Annotated in this window: 16 protein-coding genes; 7 read left to right on the top strand and 9 right to left on the bottom strand. The window is 41.9% G+C overall.

Annotated elements, in window-relative coordinates; translation table 11 throughout:
- Positions 1 to 4: 4 nt before the first annotated feature.
- A complete protein-coding gene (locus TOL9009_RS0132080) occupies positions 5 to 1,498 on the bottom strand; it encodes an ABC transporter permease subunit (protein ID WP_029637484.1) in 1,494 nt (497 codons plus the stop codon).
- Positions 1,499 to 1,994: 496 nt separating this feature from the next.
- Here TOL9009_RS0132080 and TOL9009_RS0132085 point away from each other — a divergent pair, with 496 nt between their 5' ends.
- The 6 genes from TOL9009_RS0132085 (at position 1,995) to TOL9009_RS0132110 (ending at position 8,952) form a co-directional block, all read left to right on the top strand.
- Positions 1,995 to 3,773: an ABC transporter ATP-binding protein gene (locus tag TOL9009_RS0132085; RefSeq protein ID WP_029637485.1), complete on the top strand. Its 1,779-nt coding sequence runs from the start codon at positions 1,995 to 1,997 to the stop codon at positions 3,771 to 3,773.
- Positions 3,770 to 5,044, top strand: a complete 1,275-nt coding sequence (locus tag TOL9009_RS0132090) for a nucleotidyltransferase domain-containing protein (protein ID WP_029637486.1) — start codon at positions 3,770 to 3,772, stop codon at positions 5,042 to 5,044. The genes TOL9009_RS0132085 and TOL9009_RS0132090 overlap by 4 nt, the downstream gene beginning before the upstream one ends.
- An 18-nt stretch (positions 5,045 to 5,062) precedes the next feature.
- The gene (locus TOL9009_RS0132095; RefSeq protein ID WP_029637487.1) at positions 5,063 to 6,451 is read left to right on the top strand and encodes a tetratricopeptide repeat protein; all 1,389 of its coding nucleotides are present in this window, start codon (positions 5,063 to 5,065) and stop codon (positions 6,449 to 6,451) included.
- 202 nt (positions 6,452 to 6,653) lie between these two features.
- Positions 6,654 to 7,403 carry a glycosyltransferase family 2 protein gene (locus TOL9009_RS41195; protein WP_051503172.1) on the top strand — a complete coding sequence of 250 codons (750 nt, stop codon included), beginning with the start codon at positions 6,654 to 6,656 and terminating at the stop codon, positions 7,401 to 7,403.
- 66 nt (positions 7,404 to 7,469) lie between these two features.
- Complete coding sequence (locus TOL9009_RS0132105; RefSeq protein WP_029637488.1) at positions 7,470 to 8,168, top strand: glycosyltransferase family 2 protein; 699 nt, start codon at positions 7,470 to 7,472, stop codon at positions 8,166 to 8,168.
- A 10-nt stretch (positions 8,169 to 8,178) separates the two neighbouring features.
- The gene (locus TOL9009_RS0132110; RefSeq protein WP_029637489.1) at positions 8,179 to 8,952 is read left to right on the top strand and encodes an NAD-dependent epimerase/dehydratase family protein; all 774 of its coding nucleotides are present in this window, start codon (positions 8,179 to 8,181) and stop codon (positions 8,950 to 8,952) included.
- On the opposite strand, the gene TOL9009_RS0132115 is transcribed toward TOL9009_RS0132110, so the two are convergent.
- The 6 genes from TOL9009_RS0132115 to TOL9009_RS0132140 all read right to left on the bottom strand — a co-directional run bounded on the left by TOL9009_RS0132115 (position 8,921) and on the right by TOL9009_RS0132140 (position 15,525).
- Positions 8,921 to 9,613 carry a glycosyltransferase family 2 protein gene (locus tag TOL9009_RS0132115; RefSeq protein ID WP_029637490.1) on the bottom strand — a complete coding sequence of 231 codons (693 nt, stop codon included), beginning with the start codon at positions 9,611 to 9,613 and terminating at the stop codon, positions 8,921 to 8,923. The genes TOL9009_RS0132110 and TOL9009_RS0132115 overlap by 32 nt on opposite strands.
- Before the next feature lie 84 nt (positions 9,614 to 9,697).
- On the bottom strand, positions 9,698 to 11,836 hold the full coding sequence (locus tag TOL9009_RS0132120) for an acyltransferase family protein (protein WP_242055098.1): 2,139 nt from the start codon (positions 11,834 to 11,836) through the stop codon (positions 9,698 to 9,700).
- Between the two features lie 698 nt (positions 11,837 to 12,534).
- The gene (locus TOL9009_RS46485; RefSeq protein WP_144238429.1) at positions 12,535 to 12,717 is read right to left on the bottom strand and encodes a hypothetical protein; all 183 of its coding nucleotides are present in this window, start codon (positions 12,715 to 12,717) and stop codon (positions 12,535 to 12,537) included.
- 20 nt (positions 12,718 to 12,737) lie between these two features.
- Positions 12,738 to 13,877 carry a phosphoenolpyruvate carboxykinase (ATP) gene (locus TOL9009_RS0132130; RefSeq protein WP_029637493.1) on the bottom strand — a complete coding sequence of 380 codons (1,140 nt, stop codon included), beginning with the start codon at positions 13,875 to 13,877 and terminating at the stop codon, positions 12,738 to 12,740.
- Positions 13,878 to 14,945: a nucleotidyltransferase family protein gene (locus tag TOL9009_RS0132135; protein ID WP_029637494.1), complete on the bottom strand. Its 1,068-nt coding sequence runs from the start codon at positions 14,943 to 14,945 to the stop codon at positions 13,878 to 13,880.
- Positions 14,946 to 15,072: 127 nt separating this feature from the next.
- Entirely contained in the window at positions 15,073 to 15,525 is a 453-nt protein-coding gene (locus TOL9009_RS0132140; protein ID WP_029637495.1) for a PqqD family protein, read from the bottom strand.
- Between the two features lie 490 nt (positions 15,526 to 16,015).
- Here TOL9009_RS0132140 and TOL9009_RS0132145 point away from each other — a divergent pair, with 490 nt between their 5' ends.
- Complete coding sequence (locus TOL9009_RS0132145; protein WP_029637496.1) at positions 16,016 to 16,882, top strand: thermonuclease family protein; 867 nt, start codon at positions 16,016 to 16,018, stop codon at positions 16,880 to 16,882.
- Positions 16,883 to 17,139: 257 nt separating this feature from the next.
- On the opposite strand, the gene TOL9009_RS0132150 is transcribed toward TOL9009_RS0132145, so the two are convergent.
- Positions 17,140 to 17,655, bottom strand: coding sequence for a peptidoglycan-binding domain-containing protein (locus TOL9009_RS0132150; RefSeq protein ID WP_029637497.1), 516 nt, complete (start codon positions 17,653 to 17,655; stop codon positions 17,140 to 17,142).
- A 408-nt stretch (positions 17,656 to 18,063) separates the two neighbouring features.
- Complete coding sequence (locus tag TOL9009_RS0132155; RefSeq protein ID WP_051503173.1) at positions 18,064 to 20,847, bottom strand: M16 family metallopeptidase; 2,784 nt, start codon at positions 20,845 to 20,847, stop codon at positions 18,064 to 18,066.
- Between the last annotated feature and the right edge of the window lie 8 nt (positions 20,848 to 20,855).

Here is a 20,855-nt window from a genome sequence, read left to right on the forward strand (position 1 = left end):
ATTCTTACTCACTTCGTCTTAATCTTGTTTCTAAAGCGGAGGCACCAAAAGTCAAACCCATGACTAAAACATAGTAAATCAAACCTGCAAATAATAACGGTTCAAAATAGATATATTTATTTGCGCCGATAATTTGAGCGCTGCGTAAAATTTCCACCACACCAATGGTTGACACCAACGCGGAATCTTTTAATAGTCCGATAGTTTCATTCACCAAAGCTGGTAAAATGTTCTTTAAAGCTTGGGGTAAAATTACATCCCACATCATCAACCAGTAAGAAACACCCATCGACATTGCCGCTTCACTTTGTCCTTTGTCAACTGCTTGAATTCCTCCCCGGATAGTTTCTGACATATATGCCCCAGAATTGAGTGTAAAAGTTAGCACACCTGCTTGCAATGCAGAAATATCATAACCTGTAAGTTGAGGCGTTGCGTAGTAAACCAAAGCCAATTGTAAAAGCAGTGGAGTGCCTCTAAATACAGAGGTGTAGGCATTAGCAAATAAAGTTAGCGGCTTGATGTCGGTAATTTTAAATAAAGATAATACAGTCCCCCAAATTAAACCTAAAAATACTGACAAGAAAGTGAACAAAAGAGTTAATGGTATTCCTTGAAGAATAAAAGGAATGTCGGGAAGAATTCTGCTAAAGTCGAGATTTAATCCGGTTTTGGGTGCGGGTGCAGATGAGGATGCGGTAGTATTTTGGGAAAACCACTTGGTTGCTAATTGTTGTATTTCACCTTTATCCTTCATTTGCTGAAGAACTTTGTTGAAAGGTTCAACTAAAGAAGAATTTTTCGGGAAAGCGATCGCCGATCCACTTGCTTCTTCTGAGGGAATCAAGTTAAATTCTAAATCTGGATTAGCTTGCGCGAATCCCTTCGCCACGGTATCCTCAACAATAGCCGCATCAATTCGCCGCGATTTAATCTCCTGAATCGCTTCCGGCACTTTGTTGAGTTGTTTTAACTGGATACCTGTAACTTTTTGGGCAATTTTCTTCGCATTTGTTTCCTGAATTGTACCCAATTGGACACCGACTGTTTTACCGGCAAGGTCTTGGGGTTGCTTCAAGTTGCTACCTTTGGGCGCAACAATGGTATCTTTAGCTTGGTAATAGATAATCGAGAAATCGGCATTTTTCTTGCGTTCTGGAGTCGGAGTCATCCCTGCCATCACAAAATCAGCCCGATTTGCTTGGAGTGCCGGAATTAAGCCGTTAAAATCCGACTCCATCACCTTGAGCTTAAATCCGAGTTCTTTGGCAATAGTATTGGCAATATCAACATCAAAGCCAATAATTTTGCGATCGCCTCCTTTGGTATCGTAATACTCGTAAGGGGGATAATCAGGTGAGGTAATCAACGTCAGCGTATCTTTCCCCACAGAGGAAGCTTGTAGAGGATTGCTGTAACTCGTAACGATGCTAATTGCCACCATTGCCGCAAACAGCACCGTAAGCACCTTAAATAGCAAAGCTTTGCGTTTCTTCATTTTTTGGTAGATTCCATTTTAACCGAAATCAGGGTAACTCTTTTTAGGTGGTAATGGGAAAACAAGAGGGGAAAAGGTTAAAGGGGAAAGGGGAAAGGGGAAAGGGAAAAAGAATTAATTCTTCCTGTCCCCCATTCCCCTTCACATAAAAAAAGCCCTCTTGCCAGTTACCTAACTAGAGAGCAGAAGTGTTCTGTGAGGAGCAAACTGGACGTTTGCTTAACATAAGTTTAGCGAGAGAATGAGATTCGCGAGTATTATTTTTTTGCGATCGCTTTGCCAACTTTGATTTGCAAGTCAGCTATATTCAGTCGATCTTACGTGAAGCTGGCTTTTCTTCATGATTTTAGGAACAATTATGAATTTAGTATAAAGCTTGACTAAATTATACTGCCAAACGACAGATTTCTGCGTATGGGTAAATTAGCAAACATCTATCTAACTAACGGGAGCAAATTTACTCTGTTCAAGAAATCTTTAGCCATAGGGCATTTCCATGCTGAAAATTAAACGTGCAATTGCATTAGTTTGGCAAAGTTCTTCTCGCTGGACTTTAATTCATGTTACTTTAATCACGATTCAGAGTATATTGCCTCTAGCGTTACTTTATATTATTAAACTCATTGTCGATAACATTGCCATTAGTCTTCGTACTGGCGATAAAACGCAGATATTTAGTCATATTCTATTCCTGTTATTCAATGCAGCACTGGTGATGTTGTTGATAAATTTCAATGCTGTAATTTCTGAACTAGCATCAACAACGCTATCGGAACGGGTTACAGATCACCTGCAAGTAACCCTGTATAAAAAAGCAATCGAGATTGATTTAGAGTCTTACGAAAGTCCCCAACATCAGGACATTTTGGAACGCGCTAAGTGGGAAGCTCCTTACCGACCGACCCAAATGCTAAATAGCTTGACATCTGTAGGGCAAAGTGCTATTTCGCTATTAGCGATCGCTGTTTTGCTCATCTCTCTCCATTGGGCACTCATCAGTGTTTTATTATTTGCCTCCATTCCAACCATGATCGTTCGCTTTCGGCAATCCAAAGTTCTTTACAAGTGGCGTCGTCATCAGACTGAGATGGAACGAAAAGCCAACTATTTGGGACATTTATTGCTAGGAGATCACCCTGCGAAGGAAATTCGATTATTTAATTTAGGTAATTTGCTTATTAATCGATTTTATAGCATCAGGCAGCAACTGTTTAAAGAGAAACTTGCAATTACTACTCGGCAAGCCATCACCCGACTGATTACACAGGGATTTACTGGAATTGCGATATTAACTACCTATGGCTTTATTATTCATCAAACAATTTATGGTAAATTTCAACTAGGAGATTTGGTGCTGTACAGCCAAGCCTTTCAGCGAGCTCAGGGTGCATTAGGAAGCCTAATTTCTGGACTAGGGCAAGTACATGAACATAACTTATTTCTTGCTGATTTATTTGAGTTTCTAGTCTTAAACCCGACTATAAGTGACCCTCTACATCCTAAATTAGTGCCTCGTCCCATGCAACAGGGTATTGTATTGCAGAATGTGAGCTTTCAATATCAAAACTCACCACGCCAAGCGATCAAACAGGTTAATCTTACTATTGCGCCGGGAGAAATCATTGCTTTAGTTGGAGAAAATGGGTCTGGTAAAACCACATTAGTGAAACTGCTTTCTCGTCTTTATGACGTGACTCAAGGCAGTATTACTATCGATGGTATTAATTTACAGCACTTTTCGGTGAAGGATTTGCATCGCCAGATCAGTGTGATTTTTCAGGATTATACTCGCTATCAGTTCACGGCGGAGGACAATATCTGGTTTGGTAATATTGACCTGCCTCCAACCGCTGAACGAATTACTCAAGCGGCTCGACAGTCTGGTGCCGATGCCGTAATCCAGAGTTTGCCAAAAGGGTACCAAAACTTGCTAGGGAAATGGTTTAGGGAGGGAGAAGAACTGAGTGGAGGGCAATGGCAGAAAATCGCTCTGGCTCGTGCCTTCCTGCGGGATGCTCAGTTGGTGGTGCTCGATGAGCCGACGAGTGCGATGGATGCCAAAGCAGAGGCAGAGGTGTTTCAGCAGTTTCGCGATCTGATGCGCGATCGCTCTGCACTTCTTATTACCCATCGTCTTTCAACCGTCAAAATGGCGGATCGGATTTATGTCATGCATCAAGGGGAGATTGTGGAAAGTGGCACCCACGATCAGTTGATGGCACTACAAGGCACCTATGCCCATTTGTTTGAAATCCAAGCGAGAAATTATCAATGACGATCCTATCTGTCGAAGTTACGGTTCTGCTTGCCTGTGTACGGTTTTATTTGGGTACGATAACGAAAAGCGAAGTGACTTGTTTACTCACCTCAGATATAAACTGGACAACTCTACTCCAAACTGCGATCCACAATGGCGTCATGCCGGTATTGTATCAAAGCCTGAAAGCGATGGAGGAGGATCTGGTGCCGCGAGCGGTGATGGTGCAACTACAAACGTGCAACCGGATGAATGGACTGCATAATTTTTCTCAAACCAAGGAATTACTGAAGATTCTAGCGGAGTTTGAGAAAGCTGGAATTGATGCGATCGCTTTTAAAGGACCGACTCTCGCAGCATCTGTTTATGGTAATGTGACGCTACGCCAATTTAATGATCTAGACATCTTAGTCAGGCAAAAGGACTTTTGGCAGGCGAAAGCCGTTTTGGTCGCCCAGGGTTATCAATCTAGTATCCCAGAAGCAGTCGAAATTGAAATATTCAATCGCTATCTTCAAATCTCTTTGTCACAGAGTACCCCTGAAGTGACGATGTTAAATCAGCGATTTCAACCCTCTTTACTACACAGCAACCCAGAAAGAAGTATCGATTTACACTGGGGGATTCCGCCCAGACGAATTTGGAAGAGCGAGCGGTTTGAACGGTTCTGGGAAAATCTATATCTGATCGATCTGATGGGTCAGTCAATTAAAACCTTCTCTTTAGAAACAACCTTAGTAATTCAATGCATGAATGTTGCTAAAGAACCCTGGAAGCGATCGTTTAAGCAAATCTGCGATGTCGGTCAAATCATTCGAGCTAATCCTGATTTGAATTGGCAATCAGCCCTGGAACTGTCTTCTGAGTTACGCAGTCAGCGATTATTCTTAATAGGACTCGGTGTTACCCGTAAACTTCTACATGTTCCCTTACCCCAGTTCATGCTAGAGATGCTTATGAGGAATCAGCCAAGCGACGAGAGTGTTTTTGAGAGCGATCCCTTAGGGGAAAGTTTGTGTTTACGCGCTCCTTCAGGTAGACTCCAAGTCTGGTGGTGGGAATACACAGATCAACTCAAAACTCTGGATCAATGGTGGGATGGGCTATTTATCACCGCACACTATCTGCAATTACTTCTCAAAATTGGGCTGTCACCGAGTGAACGCGATCGCGAATTATTGCCGCTCCCCAGTGGATTATTTTTTCTCTACTATATAATTCATCCCATCCGATTGCTAATCAAGTATTTGCCCTGGGGTAAATCATTCGTAATGGGTAACAAACCTTAGAAAAGCAGAAAAATAATTATGGATCAGTTGTTAAACCTAGATATCGACTCAGCTCTGACTCAATTCAAGTTAGCCAATGCTTGGCAAATTCGGGGTGAATTTGACAAGGCTTTTGTGCGTTATCAAGAGACATTACGACTCCGACCTGACTATATGCCAGCCTATCAGCAGTTAGGGTATTTGATGCTCAGACAACAGCGGATGGAGGAGGCTCTAGAGTATTTAGATCGAGCCTTAGCAATCGATTTTGAGAGAACCGATCTTTCTTTCTATTACCAATGCCTGGGTTGGTCGAAATCTGAGGATAAATCAGACCATGTTTCATTTTTGATCGAACCATCAACTGCGAACTCACATGGCAAAATCAATCTTGGCAACCAAAGAATATTTGAATCTCATCGTAGTGGTTGGAACTTTGCTATCCACGCACTGAGGCATCTACATCATCCCCACGGTATTTTGTTTGATGGCTTTTTAGAAAATCAATTTGTCTATCAAAATAATCAAGGCAGAAAGCGATCGGCTCGAATCTTGGCAAAAATGCAAGCAGATGGAGTCTTTCAATTTTTGGCAACATCAGTAGAAAGGGGGATTATTCCCTATCAAAAACCTTGGATAGGATTTTTACATAATCCTCCGTCAATGCCACACTGGTTTGAATATTCCCAATCACCGCAAAAGATATTTGAACAGGAAGTGTGGCAATCCAGCTTACCACACTGTGTAGGATTGTTTGCCCTCTCTCACTATGCTGCGGATTGGATCAAAGAAACAACTGGCAAACCTGTTTCAGTGTTATCCCATCCCACCGAGATTCCCGATCGACAATTTGATTTCCCAGCATTTCTGGCTAATCCCCATAAAAAAGTCGTGCAGATTGGCTGGTGGTTGCGGAAGTTGCACTCTATTTATCAATTACCGCTGGCTCAAAATAATCCCCTTGGCTATGAAAAAATTAGGATAGGTTTCTTACTTGAGTCATCAGAAATAGGCTTTACAGAACTTATGGAACTAGAAAAAAGCATTTACAAAATCGAAATTGATGATGCTTATATTGAGAATACTTCTGTGCTTCAATATCTTCCTGATGGCGAGTATGATGACTTATTGTCAAAGAATATTGCCTTTGTGGATTTGTATGATTCGAGTGCTAACAATGCCATCATCGAATGCATTGCGCGTGCGACTCCACTGCTTGTAAATCCTCTACCTGCGGTGAAAGAATATCTTGGTGATGACTATCCCATGTATTTCCATACACTGGCAGAAGCTGCCGATAAAGCGTTGGATACTTCGTTGATTCTAGAAACACATCAGTACCTGAAATCTTGCCAAACCAGACAGAAACTATCGGCAGCATATTTTCTAGATAGTTTTTGCAACAGCGAAGTCTATCGCTCAATCTAAATATAATTTTTCACTTGCAACAATGGCTTGGAAAATATAGCCACAGGATATTTATACATAATAAATATTATGTATAAAGTGTCAAAAAATCATATTACTGCCTATGATTCAGCCTGTAAAGTTTGCTAAAAAAAGCTGTTTGTTACTTAACTTAAATTACTGATATCGGTCTACTAAGTTCTAATACATTTGAGAATATATTATGAAAGTTGCTATCATTACGCCTTATTTTAAAGAATCGATTGAGAAGATTAGTCGTTGTCATCATAGTGTTTTAAATCAAACCTATCGCTCGACACACTTTCTGGTTTCTGATGGTTTTCCAAACCCCGAACTTGATGAGTGGAATTGCGAGCATATTAAACTGTCAATGTCGCATAAAGATAATGGAAATACACCCAGAGCTATTGGTGCTATATCTGCATTAAATCAAGGTTTTGATGCGATCGCTTTTCTGGATGCAGACAATTGGCTCGATCCGCAGCATATTGAGTTAGTATTAAACGTGCAACAACAAGAAAATTATGATGTTGTTTTTGCCAATCGATTTATCGTCTTATTAGATGGGTATATTTCTCCAGTCGAAGAAATGGAAGATATTCGCAATAATCATGTTGATACTAGCTGTTTTGTTATATTCTCTTCAGCTTCGTTCCTATTACCTATGTGGGCAATGATGCCTCAATATACCTCACCTATGTGCGATCGCATTATGTTTTACTTGGTTAAAAATCATGATTTGAAATATGGATGGACAAATAGAAAGACTGTTTACTTTGAGTCTCTATACTCAGTTCATTATCAAAAGGCGAATCAGCCAATACCTCAGGATATTAACGATCCTGACTTAAAAATTATTCTGAGAAACTGGTCAGTAGAAGATTTTTTTAAAAGAATGCGGATGAAACTCCATGTTATCAATTTTATGAGATATTTTCGAGGTCAAAATTAGCGGCAATAGAAAATGTCACTATTCAATTTAAATGCATACTAGCTTACACAATAAATTGTCCCGCTCATGACTTCTAATTTCCCTCTTATCAGTGTTGTTATTCCTGTCTATAACCGCGAACGTTACTTATCTGAGGCGATCGAAAGTGTTCTAGGTCAAACCTATCCAGCGATCGAACTAATTGTAGTTGATGATGGATCGAGCGATCGCTCTGCCGAAATCGCCCAAAGCTATCCAGTAATCTATCACTTCCAACCCAATGGCGGAATAGGTTCTGCACGAAATGCTGGGATTGCACTGGCAAAAGGTGAATTCTTTGCCTTTCTCGATTCTGACGATATTTGGGTAACAGACAAGCTCGCGAAACAGATGGCAGTTTTTGAGGTTGATCCAAACCTGGAGGCTGTATTTGGTTATGCTCAACAGTTTTATAGCCCAGAGGTAAATGAGGAATTCAGAAAGCGCATTCTTTGCCCAGAACAAGCGATCGCTGCCCATATTGCCACTGCTATGTTGATCAAGCGAGCTGCATTCTTGCAGATTGGACTATTTGATACTAAGTTAAAAACAGGCATTGATATTAGTTGGTATATCTGCGCGATGGAACATCAACTTCAGCAAGTTACGCTCCCCCATGTAGTCTATCATCGGCGCTTGCATGAAACAAATAGTGGCATCATTGAACGGCACAATGCCAACGAACGTATACATATTCTCAAAGCCAAGCTTGATCGAGAAAGAGCAAAATTATCCAATCCAATTTAGAAATCTTAAAATGTTTCAGTTCTTTCAGGTTCGCCATCTACCAACGCAGAAAGTAGTTTTATTAACAGGATCTGCTGGAGCGCTCGGAATGTCTTTACAGCATGAGCTTGGTAAAGACTATCACTTTCGCTGTCTAGATAACCGTAAAGTTCCCCATTCCCCAGATTTTCGCCGAGTGAATATTACCAACTTCAAAGCTGTTCTCAAGGCTATGGGTGGTGTAGAGGCAGTAATTCATTTGGCAGCAAATCCCAGTGTTGATCAACCTTGGCAAGATGTCTATACTAGTGGTATCAATGGAACTTATAACGTATTTGAAGCAGCTCGCCAGTTGGGAGTTAAGAAAATCATTTATGCCAGTACTAACCATGTTTCAGGTTGGCGCGAGGTGTTGAAAGAACCCCACATTACCCCTGAGCAAACTATCCGTCCAGACTCTATCTATGCCGTTGGCAAAGCTTTTGGAGAAGCGCTAGGGCAGTACTTCTGCGATCGCTATGAAATGTCGATTATATGTCTGCGGATTGGTTGGTTTAAAACTGAACCTAAATTATATGTTCCTAACGATCCTTTATTAGCAACTTGGTGCAGTCCACGAGATTTAGCTCAATTGGTCAAGCGATCGCTAGAGCATGAAAATTTAGGCTTTCAAATTTTCTATGCAATTTCAAAAAATACCCGCCGCTATTGGGACATTAGTAATGCTCAAGCGATACTTGGCTACGAACCTGAAGACAATGCCGAAAATCTTCTTAACGATTTTGGTGAGATTTACGATCAATAGATGCCTTGAGAATTTTGAGTAGTCGAGAAGATGAAGTTGAAACCATGTTCCAAGATATATTAGAACCATGCAAGCGATGCGTTGCTAGAACTTCAGAAAGCATTGCGATCTCTACTTGACTATCTCTGGCACGGCAGAGCCATTCTGTATCTTCACTGGGGACAAATTCTGGAGAAAAAACACCAATCTGGTTAAATACTGTTTTGCGAATGACTAAGGTACTGGGAATCATTCCAGGTTGTTCTCCCAGCAATTTGTCATGTCTAAACCCAGGTGGAAGTTCAACCTCCGACTCGAAAAATTGGTAAACCTTAGTTGCTAATATCCCAATCTGGGGATGCTGATTTAGATATTCAACTTGGAGACTAAGTTTCTCGGGTTTCCATACATCGTCGGCATCTAATAGGGCGATCAATTCACCCTCAGCCGAGGCAATTCCAACATTGCGGGCAGTAGCTGCACCCTGATTGGGCTGATATAAATAACGAACAGATGGGTAAGTTTTAGCAATCTTGGCGCTATCATCTGTTGAACCATCATCCACAATAATTACTTCGAGCGGATGATAGGTTTGAGCAAATACACTGTCGAGTGCTTCTGCCAAAAACTTAGCAGAGTTATAAACTGGGATAATTACAGTTACTAGAGGTAATTTATTCATTATCTATCATGTTGTTTCTAAATGCTAGATTTATGTAACTTTCGTCTCAAGAGTAATCTTTCATATTTGAATAATAGGAGGAATTTATTTTACGGTCTTCAGCAAGTTATTGCGAAGCAGCAAAGTATAGAAGTCATCAACCAAGAGTTCGCCTCCATAATTATTGATGTGATGATCGTCCCGAAAGACAACCCTCCCGGATAGGACGGTCGAACAGTTTTTGAGTTCTTTGGGGCACAATCGGTCAAATGGGTCAAAAAGATAAAAGTTACTGTTTGACTTGGACAGTGTTTTTAGTGCATCAGTTACCTCGGTTACACCTTGTCTGAGTTTTACCCGATCTGCCGAAAGATAGCATTCATTAGATAGAAATGGTCTAAACCATTGTTTGTAGCAATTTTCAGTTGTGAAGCTCTCTGGCATAAGTTGAAATCTTGGCAATGGCAGGATCGCAACAACACTTGCACCTCTGCCATTGGTGGTCTTGATGAATCTATCAAGCTTTTCAACCCAGTCAGGTAGGAGCCGAAGATATCTTTGCCTTTGCTTTGGTGAATAACCGGGAAACCAACCGAATACATTCCCTAAATCATTTCCCAGAACAATAATATCTCCCGACTTCACATTTGCCAGGACATATTGGATCGTCTTCTCTTGGTTGAGTAGATCCTTTTGCTTCCAATCATTCTTTGGTAACCAATCATATACTTCTACTGGCAATGTTGGAAAAGTCATTTGCGTCGTGGCTATAACTGTTTGCTGAAAATTTCCTCTTGACTGCATTTTTCCAATTAACCCTGATAGATGAAGAGCATGACTATTCCCTAAATACCAAATTCGCTGCTGCCCACTAACACGCTCACCCCTAGGGAAAGAACATCTCGATTTTGCAATGTCAGTAGTAGAGACAGACATTCCTTTGCCTTGATAAAATGAACACTCATAAAGTTTAATGCCTTGGACAGTCAAATTCTCAGTTTCAACAGAATGCCTACTCCCTAAGAATATTGGGTTACTCAGCGAATTAGATAGTAGCAGCAGGAGTACTGAAGCACTTGCACAGGCACCGATGCCATAGCCAATCGTCTGCCAACGCAGCACAGACCAGTCAGAACGACGCAGCGGTGTCTCTACATACCGATAAGAAAATACAGCCAGCAATAGCATCAAGGCAACTTGAAATGGGACAGACCACCAGTGAATGCCAATAGTCCAGCGACTCAGTGAGAGAACGCTCCAGTGCCAGAGATAAAGCGAGTATGAAATCAATCCGATGTAAACAACTTGCGGATGGGTAAATAGTAAATATCCAGCAGTTCCAGCGCGAAGGCAAGCAATTAAAACTGATGTGAAAATTACCACAGCAATGGTCGCTTTAGCCGCAAATTGGAGCGGGAGAAACAAAACTCCAACAATGCCAGCAGTTACTACTAAAGGAGGGATGCGCTCCAGCCGATCAAGCAAGCCACTGGGATGCTTCAGACCGAGAAACAATAGGCAACCAGCACCCATCTCCCAAAAACGAGTGGGCATCAAAAAGTAAGCAGCAGGTTGATTTGTTCGATAAATGTAGACAAAAGCAATTAAGGAAGCGATCGATAGTGCCCCTGTCACACACAACAAATTTCTGGCTCCTTTGCTAGCCTGACGACCAAAACCGGTGAACCATACTAGAAGCGGAAACAGGAAGTAGAACTGTTCTTCTACTCCCAAAGACCAAGTGTGTGTGAAAACATTTAGTTGTGTGGAGTCAGCAAAATAATTTGTGGACTGATTCAGCAGATAGAGATTGGAACAACCAAACAGAGCTGCGATTCCAGTAGTTATCGAAACACCTGGAGTGGGATTAAAGAGGCAGATCAAAATACTGGTAATAACTACAAACATCACCAATGCTGGAACCAAGCGTTTCATACGTCTGGCATAGAAACCCATCAGAAAGTCGAAAAAATTCTTGCTGGAACGACCTGCTAACGAAGAAGTGATGACAAATCCAGAGATAACGAAAAAGATGTCTACGCCTAAATATCCGCTGGGCAGAATATCTCTGTTGAAGTGGTTGATGATGACTGCAATCACCGCAAAGGCTCTGATACCATCGATTTCTGGTCTATAGGAAGACTGATTTGCTCCAGAAGTGGATGTCATTTGCACATGAGCAGGGAGCATTTTAGGGGCAAAGCGAGTTAAAACATCAATTATTTTTTGATAGAGATATCGCATTTTCAACATGGAGATATGGATACAGGCTGAACCTACTATTGTTTCCAATTAGTGGGTTGACACTCAGGAATGTCAAATTTGTGAAAGCATATCCAAAATCACATTGGGAATTTATATGACATTTCATAAATTCGATATTAAGAGGATGTTTGAAAAGTCCTCTTCTCGGTATCAAATATTTTTTTACCCCACCCTAACCCTCCCCTCAGGGCTGTTTCATTCGTAATGGTATGTATTTTGTCAATATGATTGGCGATAAATATCAGGGCAAAAGTCATAAATTGGTGACAATTTTGATGCCTAAGATTGAATGCCAAGCTTGTTTTTTATCTCCTGAACCCTTGAAGAGTGCGAGCCTTTTAGGGAATGAAACAGCCCTGCTTTATAAGGGGGGATTAAGGGGGGTAAGAATGTAATTAAAGTCACAGCGAAATACTTTTCAAACATCCTCTAATATTTTTCGCAATCATAGACACTGATAACAATACTAATTAAAGGATTTTATTTCATGGCTTATTTGTTAATTCAATATTTAGAATCGAACTAGCGAACACTTTTGTGTAACCAATACATTTCCCAGGGCTTATCCCGATTAAATGCATTTTTAATCTGTCGATATCCCTGAGATTGTAGTAACTGAGAAATAGCTAATTTCAGTAGACCGAAAGCTTTTGAAAGTTGATGAGATAATAAGGGTTTCAGGCGATGCTTTTAGACTTTCCATCACGACCACAAGCGATCGCTGTATTCGTCCATCCAAAACAGAGGTGCTTGAAAGGTAGATTAGAAGCTGATTTGATTAGATGGCGTTTCCGATGTGAAATGAACGGCTGATAAAGCTTCTGGAAAACTTTTCGGTCTACTGAATTTAGAACGTTCATTTTATGTTTTCTTGAAACGTCTAGATTTGCGAAAGTAACCGCAAAATTACATCGGGAATTTGAGCCACATCAGTACCAAGTTCCAACACATAGCAGGGAACCTGTTTGACTAAACTCGACATAATTTGAAAAGCCGATTGTCCACTGCCTGCCAATTGAAATATTGTGCTGGGTGCGAGTGCCCTTAATGCTGCACCTGCGGTCGTTGGACGCAAATGAGTATCTAATTTCCCAGTTACTTGAGGAATCAATACGGCTTTAATCGGAAAGCCGCGCACAATCTTTTCGGGATGATGCTGATGCAGAAACAACATGGCTTTTTCTACCCCCAAGCGATCAAGATTATTCACCAGGGGAGCTAAGTTTGGAAATCGCTCTAAATCTGCCTGTCCTTTCAGTTTTGCCGTATTGTACAGACTGTAAACATAAGGCTTGGGATCATTGGAAACTAAACAATAATCATCGCTGGCATAGACGAGTGGACTATCAATGCAAGCCAGTGCGGTGGACGATTTGCCTGATCCCCCTTTCCCCGCCAGCAAAACGCCTCCAGAAGGTGTTCCCACCGCTCCCGCATGAACATATTGATGCTGACGATCGCTTGTCCACCAATTCAAAATTGTTTGCAGAGGTGAACCCTTTTCCCAGTAAGGAATATCTTGGGCATCTTCAATCCAGTAACAGGCGAGATTTTGCTGACGATCCAGCACACTGAGAATATTCGGACCAATATGAAAATTCGTGCGAATGCGATCGCCATCGTAAGCTTTAATTTCCTTACGAGGTCCGAGATAATCCCAGCAGTGCATCTGAATCAGTTGCACTAGGCTGTCAATCAGGAGCGGTAATCCCGTGCCAGTAGACGCGTTATCCCAAAGGCAAATGGTGAGGTCAGGGTTTGCCGTTGATTGTGTCTCCAAATGGGATAACGCTGGTGTAATCTGCGGAATAAGACCCAAACCCGCAAAGCGCAAACAAAGGGTGTAGCCCCCAACCTTATAGAAATAATCGACTGCACCTGTAACCTGCGCTGCTCTTTGAAAGCCCTGATAAACCAGGTGAAAGAAGGCAAGGCGATCTGCTTCAGCAGACGCTGCGCGATCGCATTCTTCGATTGACAAATTGGGGTTAGACTGTGGAGGTAAGGCTAGATTAGTCACTTATTCTAATGCTGATTTTTTCGGGATCAAAAGATTCTTCAATATCTGTTTGCCTGGAAAGGAGCGATGTTTAAGCCCAAATAGTTTGGTCTCTAAATGGTTGAGGGGGCAAATGCTGGAAGCGAGTATTGCTCGAACCAAAGACCGCTTATCTCCAGCCAACACCTGATAGTTCAGCCATTCCGTCTGAGCGATCGGCATTTGGTAGAGCGCAGGCAACACCCAACTTGGTACCGAAAGCTGCAACACCTGGTGCAACAGGATCAGCATGTTCCGCACTGGCAAAATCATTTGATATCGCTGTGCTTGAGTGATGAGTCGCATCCAGTCAAGATCATCCCCCGACTTCTGAATCAGCATTAATGCATCGGCTATCCCATAAATCTGACGCGATGGACTTTTAAAAAATGTCCTGGCACATCCATCCAAAAGCTGATCGGTCGGGTTAAGCATCCAGCCTGGTTGGTTGTTACAACTGGGAATCGCATACTGCCAAACTTGCTCATCGATATAGTCTTGAGGAATTGCCCAGAAAAGATGCCCCTGTAAATAAAGCGAGTTTTCCCGATTATCCTGTAAGTGGATAAATTGGTGTGTTAAACCACTAGAAGAAAGCTGCCAATTTAGACAAGTTAATTCTTGAATTGCCCCCTCTAACTCAGCGGAGCGAACCAACAGATGAAAGTTAGAAATCGGACGATAAGTTTCGTCTTGGCAACAAAAGAGGGCAGCATCGCCAAGCACAACCGTTTCGATTCCCGCATTCTTTAAATGGGATAACAGTGTTTTTAGTTGTTTGAGCCGCAGTTGATTGGCATACCAAGTGTGCCGATAGATACCCTTAAGCCTCGCCATATGAGGATCTTCGACACCATGAGCCAATAGATTTTGGTAAAGTTGCGGCAGTAACACATGGGACTCGGCATCTAAGACTTCGATATCGACTGAGGACTGCCATTGCTCCCATGCGGTCAGTGCAGCTTGTCCCTGCAAAAGTGCCGCTTGGAGCAATAGTTTCTGCCTTTGGGTTAGTTTGTAGCTGCTAACAAGGGGAATGCGATCGCTCATCGTGACTTAGTACAGTATTGCATCAATTCGTAGGGTTTTGAAACGCGCTCGTCGCGCACTAGGTAAGGAGAGAGTGACGCAGAATTTTTGTCATAAATTTTCGTCATGAATTTATGCAATATTGTACTTAGGCTGTTTTTGCGTTGGGCCATCCGGCTTCCACATCGACTTCATGAATTGGATCGAGCAGAAGTAAATCTTCCATGTCAGTGAACTTCTCCAACATGGGTTTCTGAAAGCGTGGCTTGTTAGTTATTTCAGCAATTTCTTTAATGTTGTTATCTGTATTTACAGATTCCATCGTTGAGTCAGCGATAATGAGTTCCTCACGCTGCAAATTTTCTAAAAATTCCTCAATAGCGGTAGCAATTTCCTCGGCACTACCGTCATATGCTTGTGTCATTTCCTGAATTAGGCTGTGAGAGTCAATCCGACGCTCAATTTTACTCCAAACGTCTGCTCCTGTTTTCAATAAGCTGTAGTAGTAACCTTTTTCTAGATGTACAATGACCACTTCTCCATCGATCATTTCACAAACAACTTGAGGATTATTGACCTGAAATACTTGGTTCTGTTGCATACAGATGACTTAACGTTTCCTTTGGTACTAAGTGTGTTGCGTTAAAATCTTTTTCGCCCTTGCAATCGTTATTCCAAGGTGAATGAGCACTGATTTTTCTACGTATATCAATCACTACTGAGTTAAATTAATGCAACAGGAAAGAAGAATACATGTTTCATCAAAACTTTACATAATCAATCCCAAAAACCGGGTTTCTGCTGAATTTTGCCCTAAGGGAGATCCAAAAAATAAAATATCATGCCGGCATAACAAGCGATCCGCTTGGATCAACCAGCCATTTCAATACACGGCTGGATATTTTATTACTTGTAAGTGCCTAAAACTTATGCAATCAAATATGAGGTGGGGTTTTTCAGGCATTAAAGTTTGATTTTTCCACAATAGCGATCGCTTGATTTGCATATGATGGAAATGCGATCGCTACTAAAGAGTGAGGAATTCGTAGTCAGCGCTTCCCCAGTCCCCAGTCATCAAAGGAACCTAAAAAATGACAATGACGCTTATCCAGGGCAACTTTAAAATCTTAAAAACTGCTCCTGATGGCGATTCTATCCGCTTTTATCCGCACAATACTGAATTGTGGAAGACATTGGAGACACCAGTCAGTCCCAACCGAGCAGGAGGTGCCCAGCTGCGTTTGGATGCGATCGATGCTTTGGAAACACATTATCGCCCGAAAATGGGTAGTATAGGCATACAGCACCAACCAGCGGAATTTGCTGATGCTGCTGCTAGCGAACTGTTAAAATTTTTAGGATTTCAAAACGTTACCCGTGGTTCCAATCAAGTAATTACTGCCGCAGAACCCGAAGAAGTACCTGGTTTTATCCTTACCCGTTTTGCAGACACCTATGGCAGAGCTGTAGCTTTTGTTTTTAAAGGCAATTTGGAACAAGAAGATGGCAGCAGCATCTATTTAGAAAAACCTTTATTAAAAAAGAGCGCAAATTCTCATCTCTTAGGTAAAGGGTTAGTTTACCCTACCTTTTACTCTAAGTTATATCCTGATATCCGCAAGCAATTAATTGCTGTCACCGAAAAAGCTCGTAGTGATAAAAAGGGTTTATGGGCATCAGATAAAACTCATAAAGGTTTTGTCTTGGAAGGGTTAGAAACTATCACCGACAAAGTTGTTCTTTTACCCAAACTGTTTCGTCGGTTGCTTGATTATCTCGCTATTAATGATGGTAGTGTAGCTCTAGACGGATTTATGAACTTTCTGGAATCTAAGAAAGATAAAGTGATAATTCTCCCAGATGGTCATGTTACAGGATTTGATTTTGTGGTGAAAGTCGATGGTCAAAATATCAAACTAACTGTTCAACCTGAAGATTTAGTTTTTATGGAGAAATAGCTTACCTAAATGTCGTTAGGGCTGAAGCCCTTTGTTTTGAGTGCTGAAGTCCTCACTACGTAAGAGAGTCTTTTGCTTTTACAGGACTTACGCAGCAATAACGGAAAAACGAACCGCACCAGATCGCAGAGGAAACAGAGCAATAAGGGTTTGAGAAGTATTTTGCGTAAGTCCTGTTAATGTCTGCTTCTTAATCGAAAGATACTCAAACCCTCTTTTGAAGGAGGGTTTTATTTGCTGTTGTAATTTACTAATTATTAATCAAAAGTATCAATAATACAGTGAGAGATATGGGCATCGAATCTACTTAAAGCGTTCCATGTGCGAAATCCAATAATGCCGTTGGGTTGCTGATAGCGCGATACCTGAAAAGCTTGTATTGCTTCAGTTGTTTTCGCACCAAAGATGCCATCGACTTCACCAGAATAATATTTACCATTTTTCAGTGCGTGCTGAACTGCTTTCACCAGAGAACCGCTACTTCCTTGACTTAACTCTGGCAGACTAGTAACACCTTCACAGAGATATGCCCAGGTGTTTTTTCCGACAATACCATCTGTTTTGAGGAAGGCAAGACACTGAAAATATTTGACAGCATCTTGGGTTTGTTCTTCAAAGTGACTTGTGACAAGAACCTGTAGAGGATAATCTGATAAACTATCCAGTTCTGCAAGCCGCTGGTTTAATGCTTTTTGCATTTCTTTGACAAATGGACTAGTTGCACCCAATCGCAAGGTTGGTCGATTGGTAGGACATTTAATTGCAGTAGACATCCTCTTTAATTCTCTTTAAGTATTTGTTGGTTACAGAATAAATTCAAACAACTCTACACGGATTACGGAATCCGATAAGTATTATTTGGAAAATAAGGAAAGAGCAAAAAATGAGGTGATATTTATGGTGATTAATAGCCATAAATATCACACCTTTCTTTTTATACCAGTATTTTCGTAACTTTGGACACAAAAAAACTCTCTTGTTATTTACTTAACAAGAGAGCAACGGTATGGTGTGGCAATCGTGTGTGGGGGAGTGAGGGAGTGGGGGACAAGGGGAATTTCATGAGGGGAAAAGGTTAAAGGGTAAAGGGTAAAGTAAGAAAAGTTTTTCCCTTTTCCCCTTCCCCTTTCCCCCTTTCCCCTTCCTGCTGCCCAATGCCCAATGCCCAATGCCCAAAACAATTAACTGCCTTGAGAAGGAGTGTCTCCAGGTCCTGCTGTGACAATCACCAGTTTGTCAGGATTAATTAGGTCTTTGATTGCTTGTTGCACTTGAGTCATGGTTACAGCTTGAATGCTATTAGGAAATTCTCGAATTTCTGTAGGTGAGAGCCCGTAAACGGAATTGTCTAAAATGATGGTGGCAACATCGCTGGGATTTGCCAAATCTACGGGATAGCTGTTGGTAATTGAGCGTTTTGCTGAGTTTAATTCAGCTTCAGTCACTCCTTGATCTCGTACTTGTTTGAGTAAAGCAACCGCGCTTGCGATCGCTTTATTTGCGTCTTGGGGAGAGGTTTGCATCTGAATTAAGAATGGACCTGGATTAACTCCAGCAGCAAAAGCACTGTAAATACCGTAAGTTAAACCTTGGCGATCGCGTACTTCCGTACCCAAGCGACTAGATAATGTATCACCACCCAAAATTTGATTCAGTATCAACGCTGCATAAAAACGGGGGTCTTTACGGGAAATACCGTTATAGCCGATATAAGTAACTGCCTCTGCCTTACCGGGAATTACTTGGTTTAAACGTGTCAAACTTTGCGGTAAAGGTACTGAGGTAACATTCAAAATCGGTGCTTTCCCTTTTGCTTGCCATTTGCCGAAAGCTTGATTTAGTAAAGCTTTCACCTTCGCGGAATCGAAATCACCCACTATCGCTAACGTTGTTGTATCTGGTCGATAGTGTGCTTGATAAAAGCGAAGCAAATCATCGCGAGTAATATTCTTCAAACTTTCTTCTGTAGGAAAGCTGTGGAATGGATGATTTTCGGGGTAAATTGCTTGCTGAAAAACTCTTCGTCCCAGTCCACGGGGGTCATCTAGTTGTGCTTTCAACCCCGTTAATGACCGGCGCCGACTTAGTTCTAATTGGTCTGGGGGGAAAGTAGCATTTTGGACTACATCTGCCAGAGTTTCTATCAATAATGGCAGATTCGCGGACAAACCTTGACCACCAATAGCGACACCCTCACGACCAGCACCAAAAGCTAAACTAACTCCTCTATCTTCTAACGATTTGGCTAGCGTGAGAGCATTTTTGCTTTTCGTGCCATTCATTAAGTTACCAGCAGTCAAAGTCGCTAGCCCAGCTTTTTGAATGTTGTCAAATTCAGCACCAGCGTCAATTTGTCCGGTGAGGTTGATCGAGGGAAAACTGCGATCGCTTAACAAAAGAACCCGCATCCCATTCGCTAGGGTAAACTGTTCTGGTAGCGATTGTTTGCTAGCAGTGGTCGCTGAAGTGGCAGGGGGAAGATATTTTGCCAATTCTGCCGGATCTACTGGTTTACCTGGGTTGAAGTTCTCTGAGGTGCGAGCAGAACCAGCATTAGAAGTTCCTGGTTTACCATCAGGCTGGGTCGGTTCAAAAAAGCCGATGGTTTGTTTAGCCGGATTCAGGTAAGTTTTTGCTGCTTTCTGCACATCAGCTGGTGTAACTTTGGCGATCGCTGCCAAATATTTCTCAATAAAACGATAATCACCGGCGACGGTTTGATTATATCCCAGTTGATTTGCCTGACTGGTGATATCCTGATTATTCAATATAAAAGAAGCTTGTAATTGCGTCTTTGCTCTATTCAATTCTTCGTTAGTAACTGGCTCCTGTTGCAGTTTCGTCAACGATTGTTGCAGCACCAAAGCAATTTTTGATAATTTTTGACCGGGTGCGGCTGTAGCATTAATTTCATACCAACCTGGTTCAATTAATTCTGCTGCACTCGCACTTACTGAACTCGCGAGTCCGGATTCTACCAAATTTTGGTAAAGTCGGGAACTACGTCCGCCTGTAAGAATACCATCCATCAAATCAATCGCCGCAACATCGGGATGCTTGACATCTGGTAAAGGATAGACAACTTGCAGCAGTGCAGCGCTTCCCGGTTCTTTGAGAACGATTGGCTCTTTTTTCGCCGGAGTATTAGAAGGTATAGATACAGAGCCTTTGATTGGAACCGTCTTAACTCGTTTGGGAACCTTGCCGAAAGTTTCCTTGATAACTTTCAACGTTGGTGCGCTGGAAAAATCGCCTGTAACTACCAATGTGGCATTGTCTGGACTGTAGAAGGTTTGGTAATAATTCCGCACCTGTTCCAGTGTGAATTTCTCGACATCGGCTTTTGTGCCTCCCACAGGTAAGCCATAAGTTCGATTCGGGAAAGCAGCCCGCAAAACCGAGCGACTGAGACGATAGCTAGGTGAATTTTCGTATCCCTGGAGTTCAGAAATGACTACGCGCTTTTCACTCGTCAGTTGGTCGGGTTCGATTAAAGCACCTTCCATGCGATCGGCTTCTAAGGTTAGCAGTGCTTCAAGTTTGTCTCGCTGCACTGTACCATAGTAAGCAGTTTCGTCATAGCTGGTGAAAGCGTTAAATTGACTACCCAAAGCACTAAACAGTCGTCCAAATTGTACTGGACGAGTGGAAGTGCCTTTAAACATTAAATGTTCCAACTGGTGGGAGATACCACTTTCCCCCGTTCCCTCGTTACGTGAACCAACTTTATACCAAACCTGCACGCTGACCACTGGTGCAGTATGGATTTCTTTGGTTAGCACAGTTAAACCGTTGTCTAATACAGTTTTTGTCACCCCTTGGGTTAGTGCTGAACCCGATACAGGTACAACTGTAGTTGGCGTTGCCGCGTTGGTAAAATTGTCTGAAAACAAATCGAGACTGAGAAAAAGGCTGAGGAACAAGCCTATAAGAATGTATGGACGCAGTTTAGAAAGGAAAGGCATTGTTAGTA

The sequence above is a fragment of the [Scytonema hofmanni] UTEX 2349 genome, from assembly GCF_000582685.1.
GTDB classification, from domain to species: domain Bacteria; phylum Cyanobacteriota; class Cyanobacteriia; order Cyanobacteriales; family Nostocaceae; genus Hassallia; species Hassallia hofmanni.

What these genes read in the sequence shown, in the direction of transcription:
- TOL9009_RS0132080 (WP_029637484.1), bottom strand. Translation starts at nt 1,498, where the DNA reads ATGAAGAAACGCAAAGCTTTGCTATTTAAGGTGCTTACGGTGCTGTTT.
- TOL9009_RS0132085 (WP_029637485.1), top strand. Translation starts at nt 1,995, where the DNA reads ATGCTGAAAATTAAACGTGCAATTGCATTAGTTTGGCAAAGTTCTTCT.
- TOL9009_RS0132090 (WP_029637486.1), top strand. Translation starts at nt 3,770, where the DNA reads ATGACGATCCTATCTGTCGAAGTTACGGTTCTGCTTGCCTGTGTACGG.
- TOL9009_RS0132095 (WP_029637487.1), top strand. Translation starts at nt 5,063, where the DNA reads ATGGATCAGTTGTTAAACCTAGATATCGACTCAGCTCTGACTCAATTC.
- TOL9009_RS41195 (WP_051503172.1), top strand. Translation starts at nt 6,654, where the DNA reads ATGAAAGTTGCTATCATTACGCCTTATTTTAAAGAATCGATTGAGAAG.
- TOL9009_RS0132105 (WP_029637488.1), top strand. Translation starts at nt 7,470, where the DNA reads ATGACTTCTAATTTCCCTCTTATCAGTGTTGTTATTCCTGTCTATAAC.
- TOL9009_RS0132110 (WP_029637489.1), top strand. Translation starts at nt 8,179, where the DNA reads ATGTTTCAGTTCTTTCAGGTTCGCCATCTACCAACGCAGAAAGTAGTT.
- TOL9009_RS0132115 (WP_029637490.1), bottom strand. Translation starts at nt 9,613, where the DNA reads ATGAATAAATTACCTCTAGTAACTGTAATTATCCCAGTTTATAACTCT.
- TOL9009_RS0132120 (WP_242055098.1), bottom strand. Translation starts at nt 11,836, where the DNA reads ATGCGATATCTCTATCAAAAAATAATTGATGTTTTAACTCGCTTTGCC.
- TOL9009_RS46485 (WP_144238429.1), bottom strand. Translation starts at nt 12,717, where the DNA reads ATGAACGTTCTAAATTCAGTAGACCGAAAAGTTTTCCAGAAGCTTTAT.
- TOL9009_RS0132135 (WP_029637494.1), bottom strand. Translation starts at nt 14,945, where the DNA reads ATGAGCGATCGCATTCCCCTTGTTAGCAGCTACAAACTAACCCAAAGG.
- TOL9009_RS0132140 (WP_029637495.1), bottom strand. Translation starts at nt 15,525, where the DNA reads ATGCAACAGAACCAAGTATTTCAGGTCAATAATCCTCAAGTTGTTTGT.
- TOL9009_RS0132145 (WP_029637496.1), top strand. Translation starts at nt 16,016, where the DNA reads ATGACAATGACGCTTATCCAGGGCAACTTTAAAATCTTAAAAACTGCT.
- TOL9009_RS0132150 (WP_029637497.1), bottom strand. Translation starts at nt 17,655, where the DNA reads ATGTCTACTGCAATTAAATGTCCTACCAATCGACCAACCTTGCGATTG.
- TOL9009_RS0132155 (WP_051503173.1), bottom strand. Translation starts at nt 20,847, where the DNA reads ATGCCTTTCCTTTCTAAACTGCGTCCATACATTCTTATAGGCTTGTTC.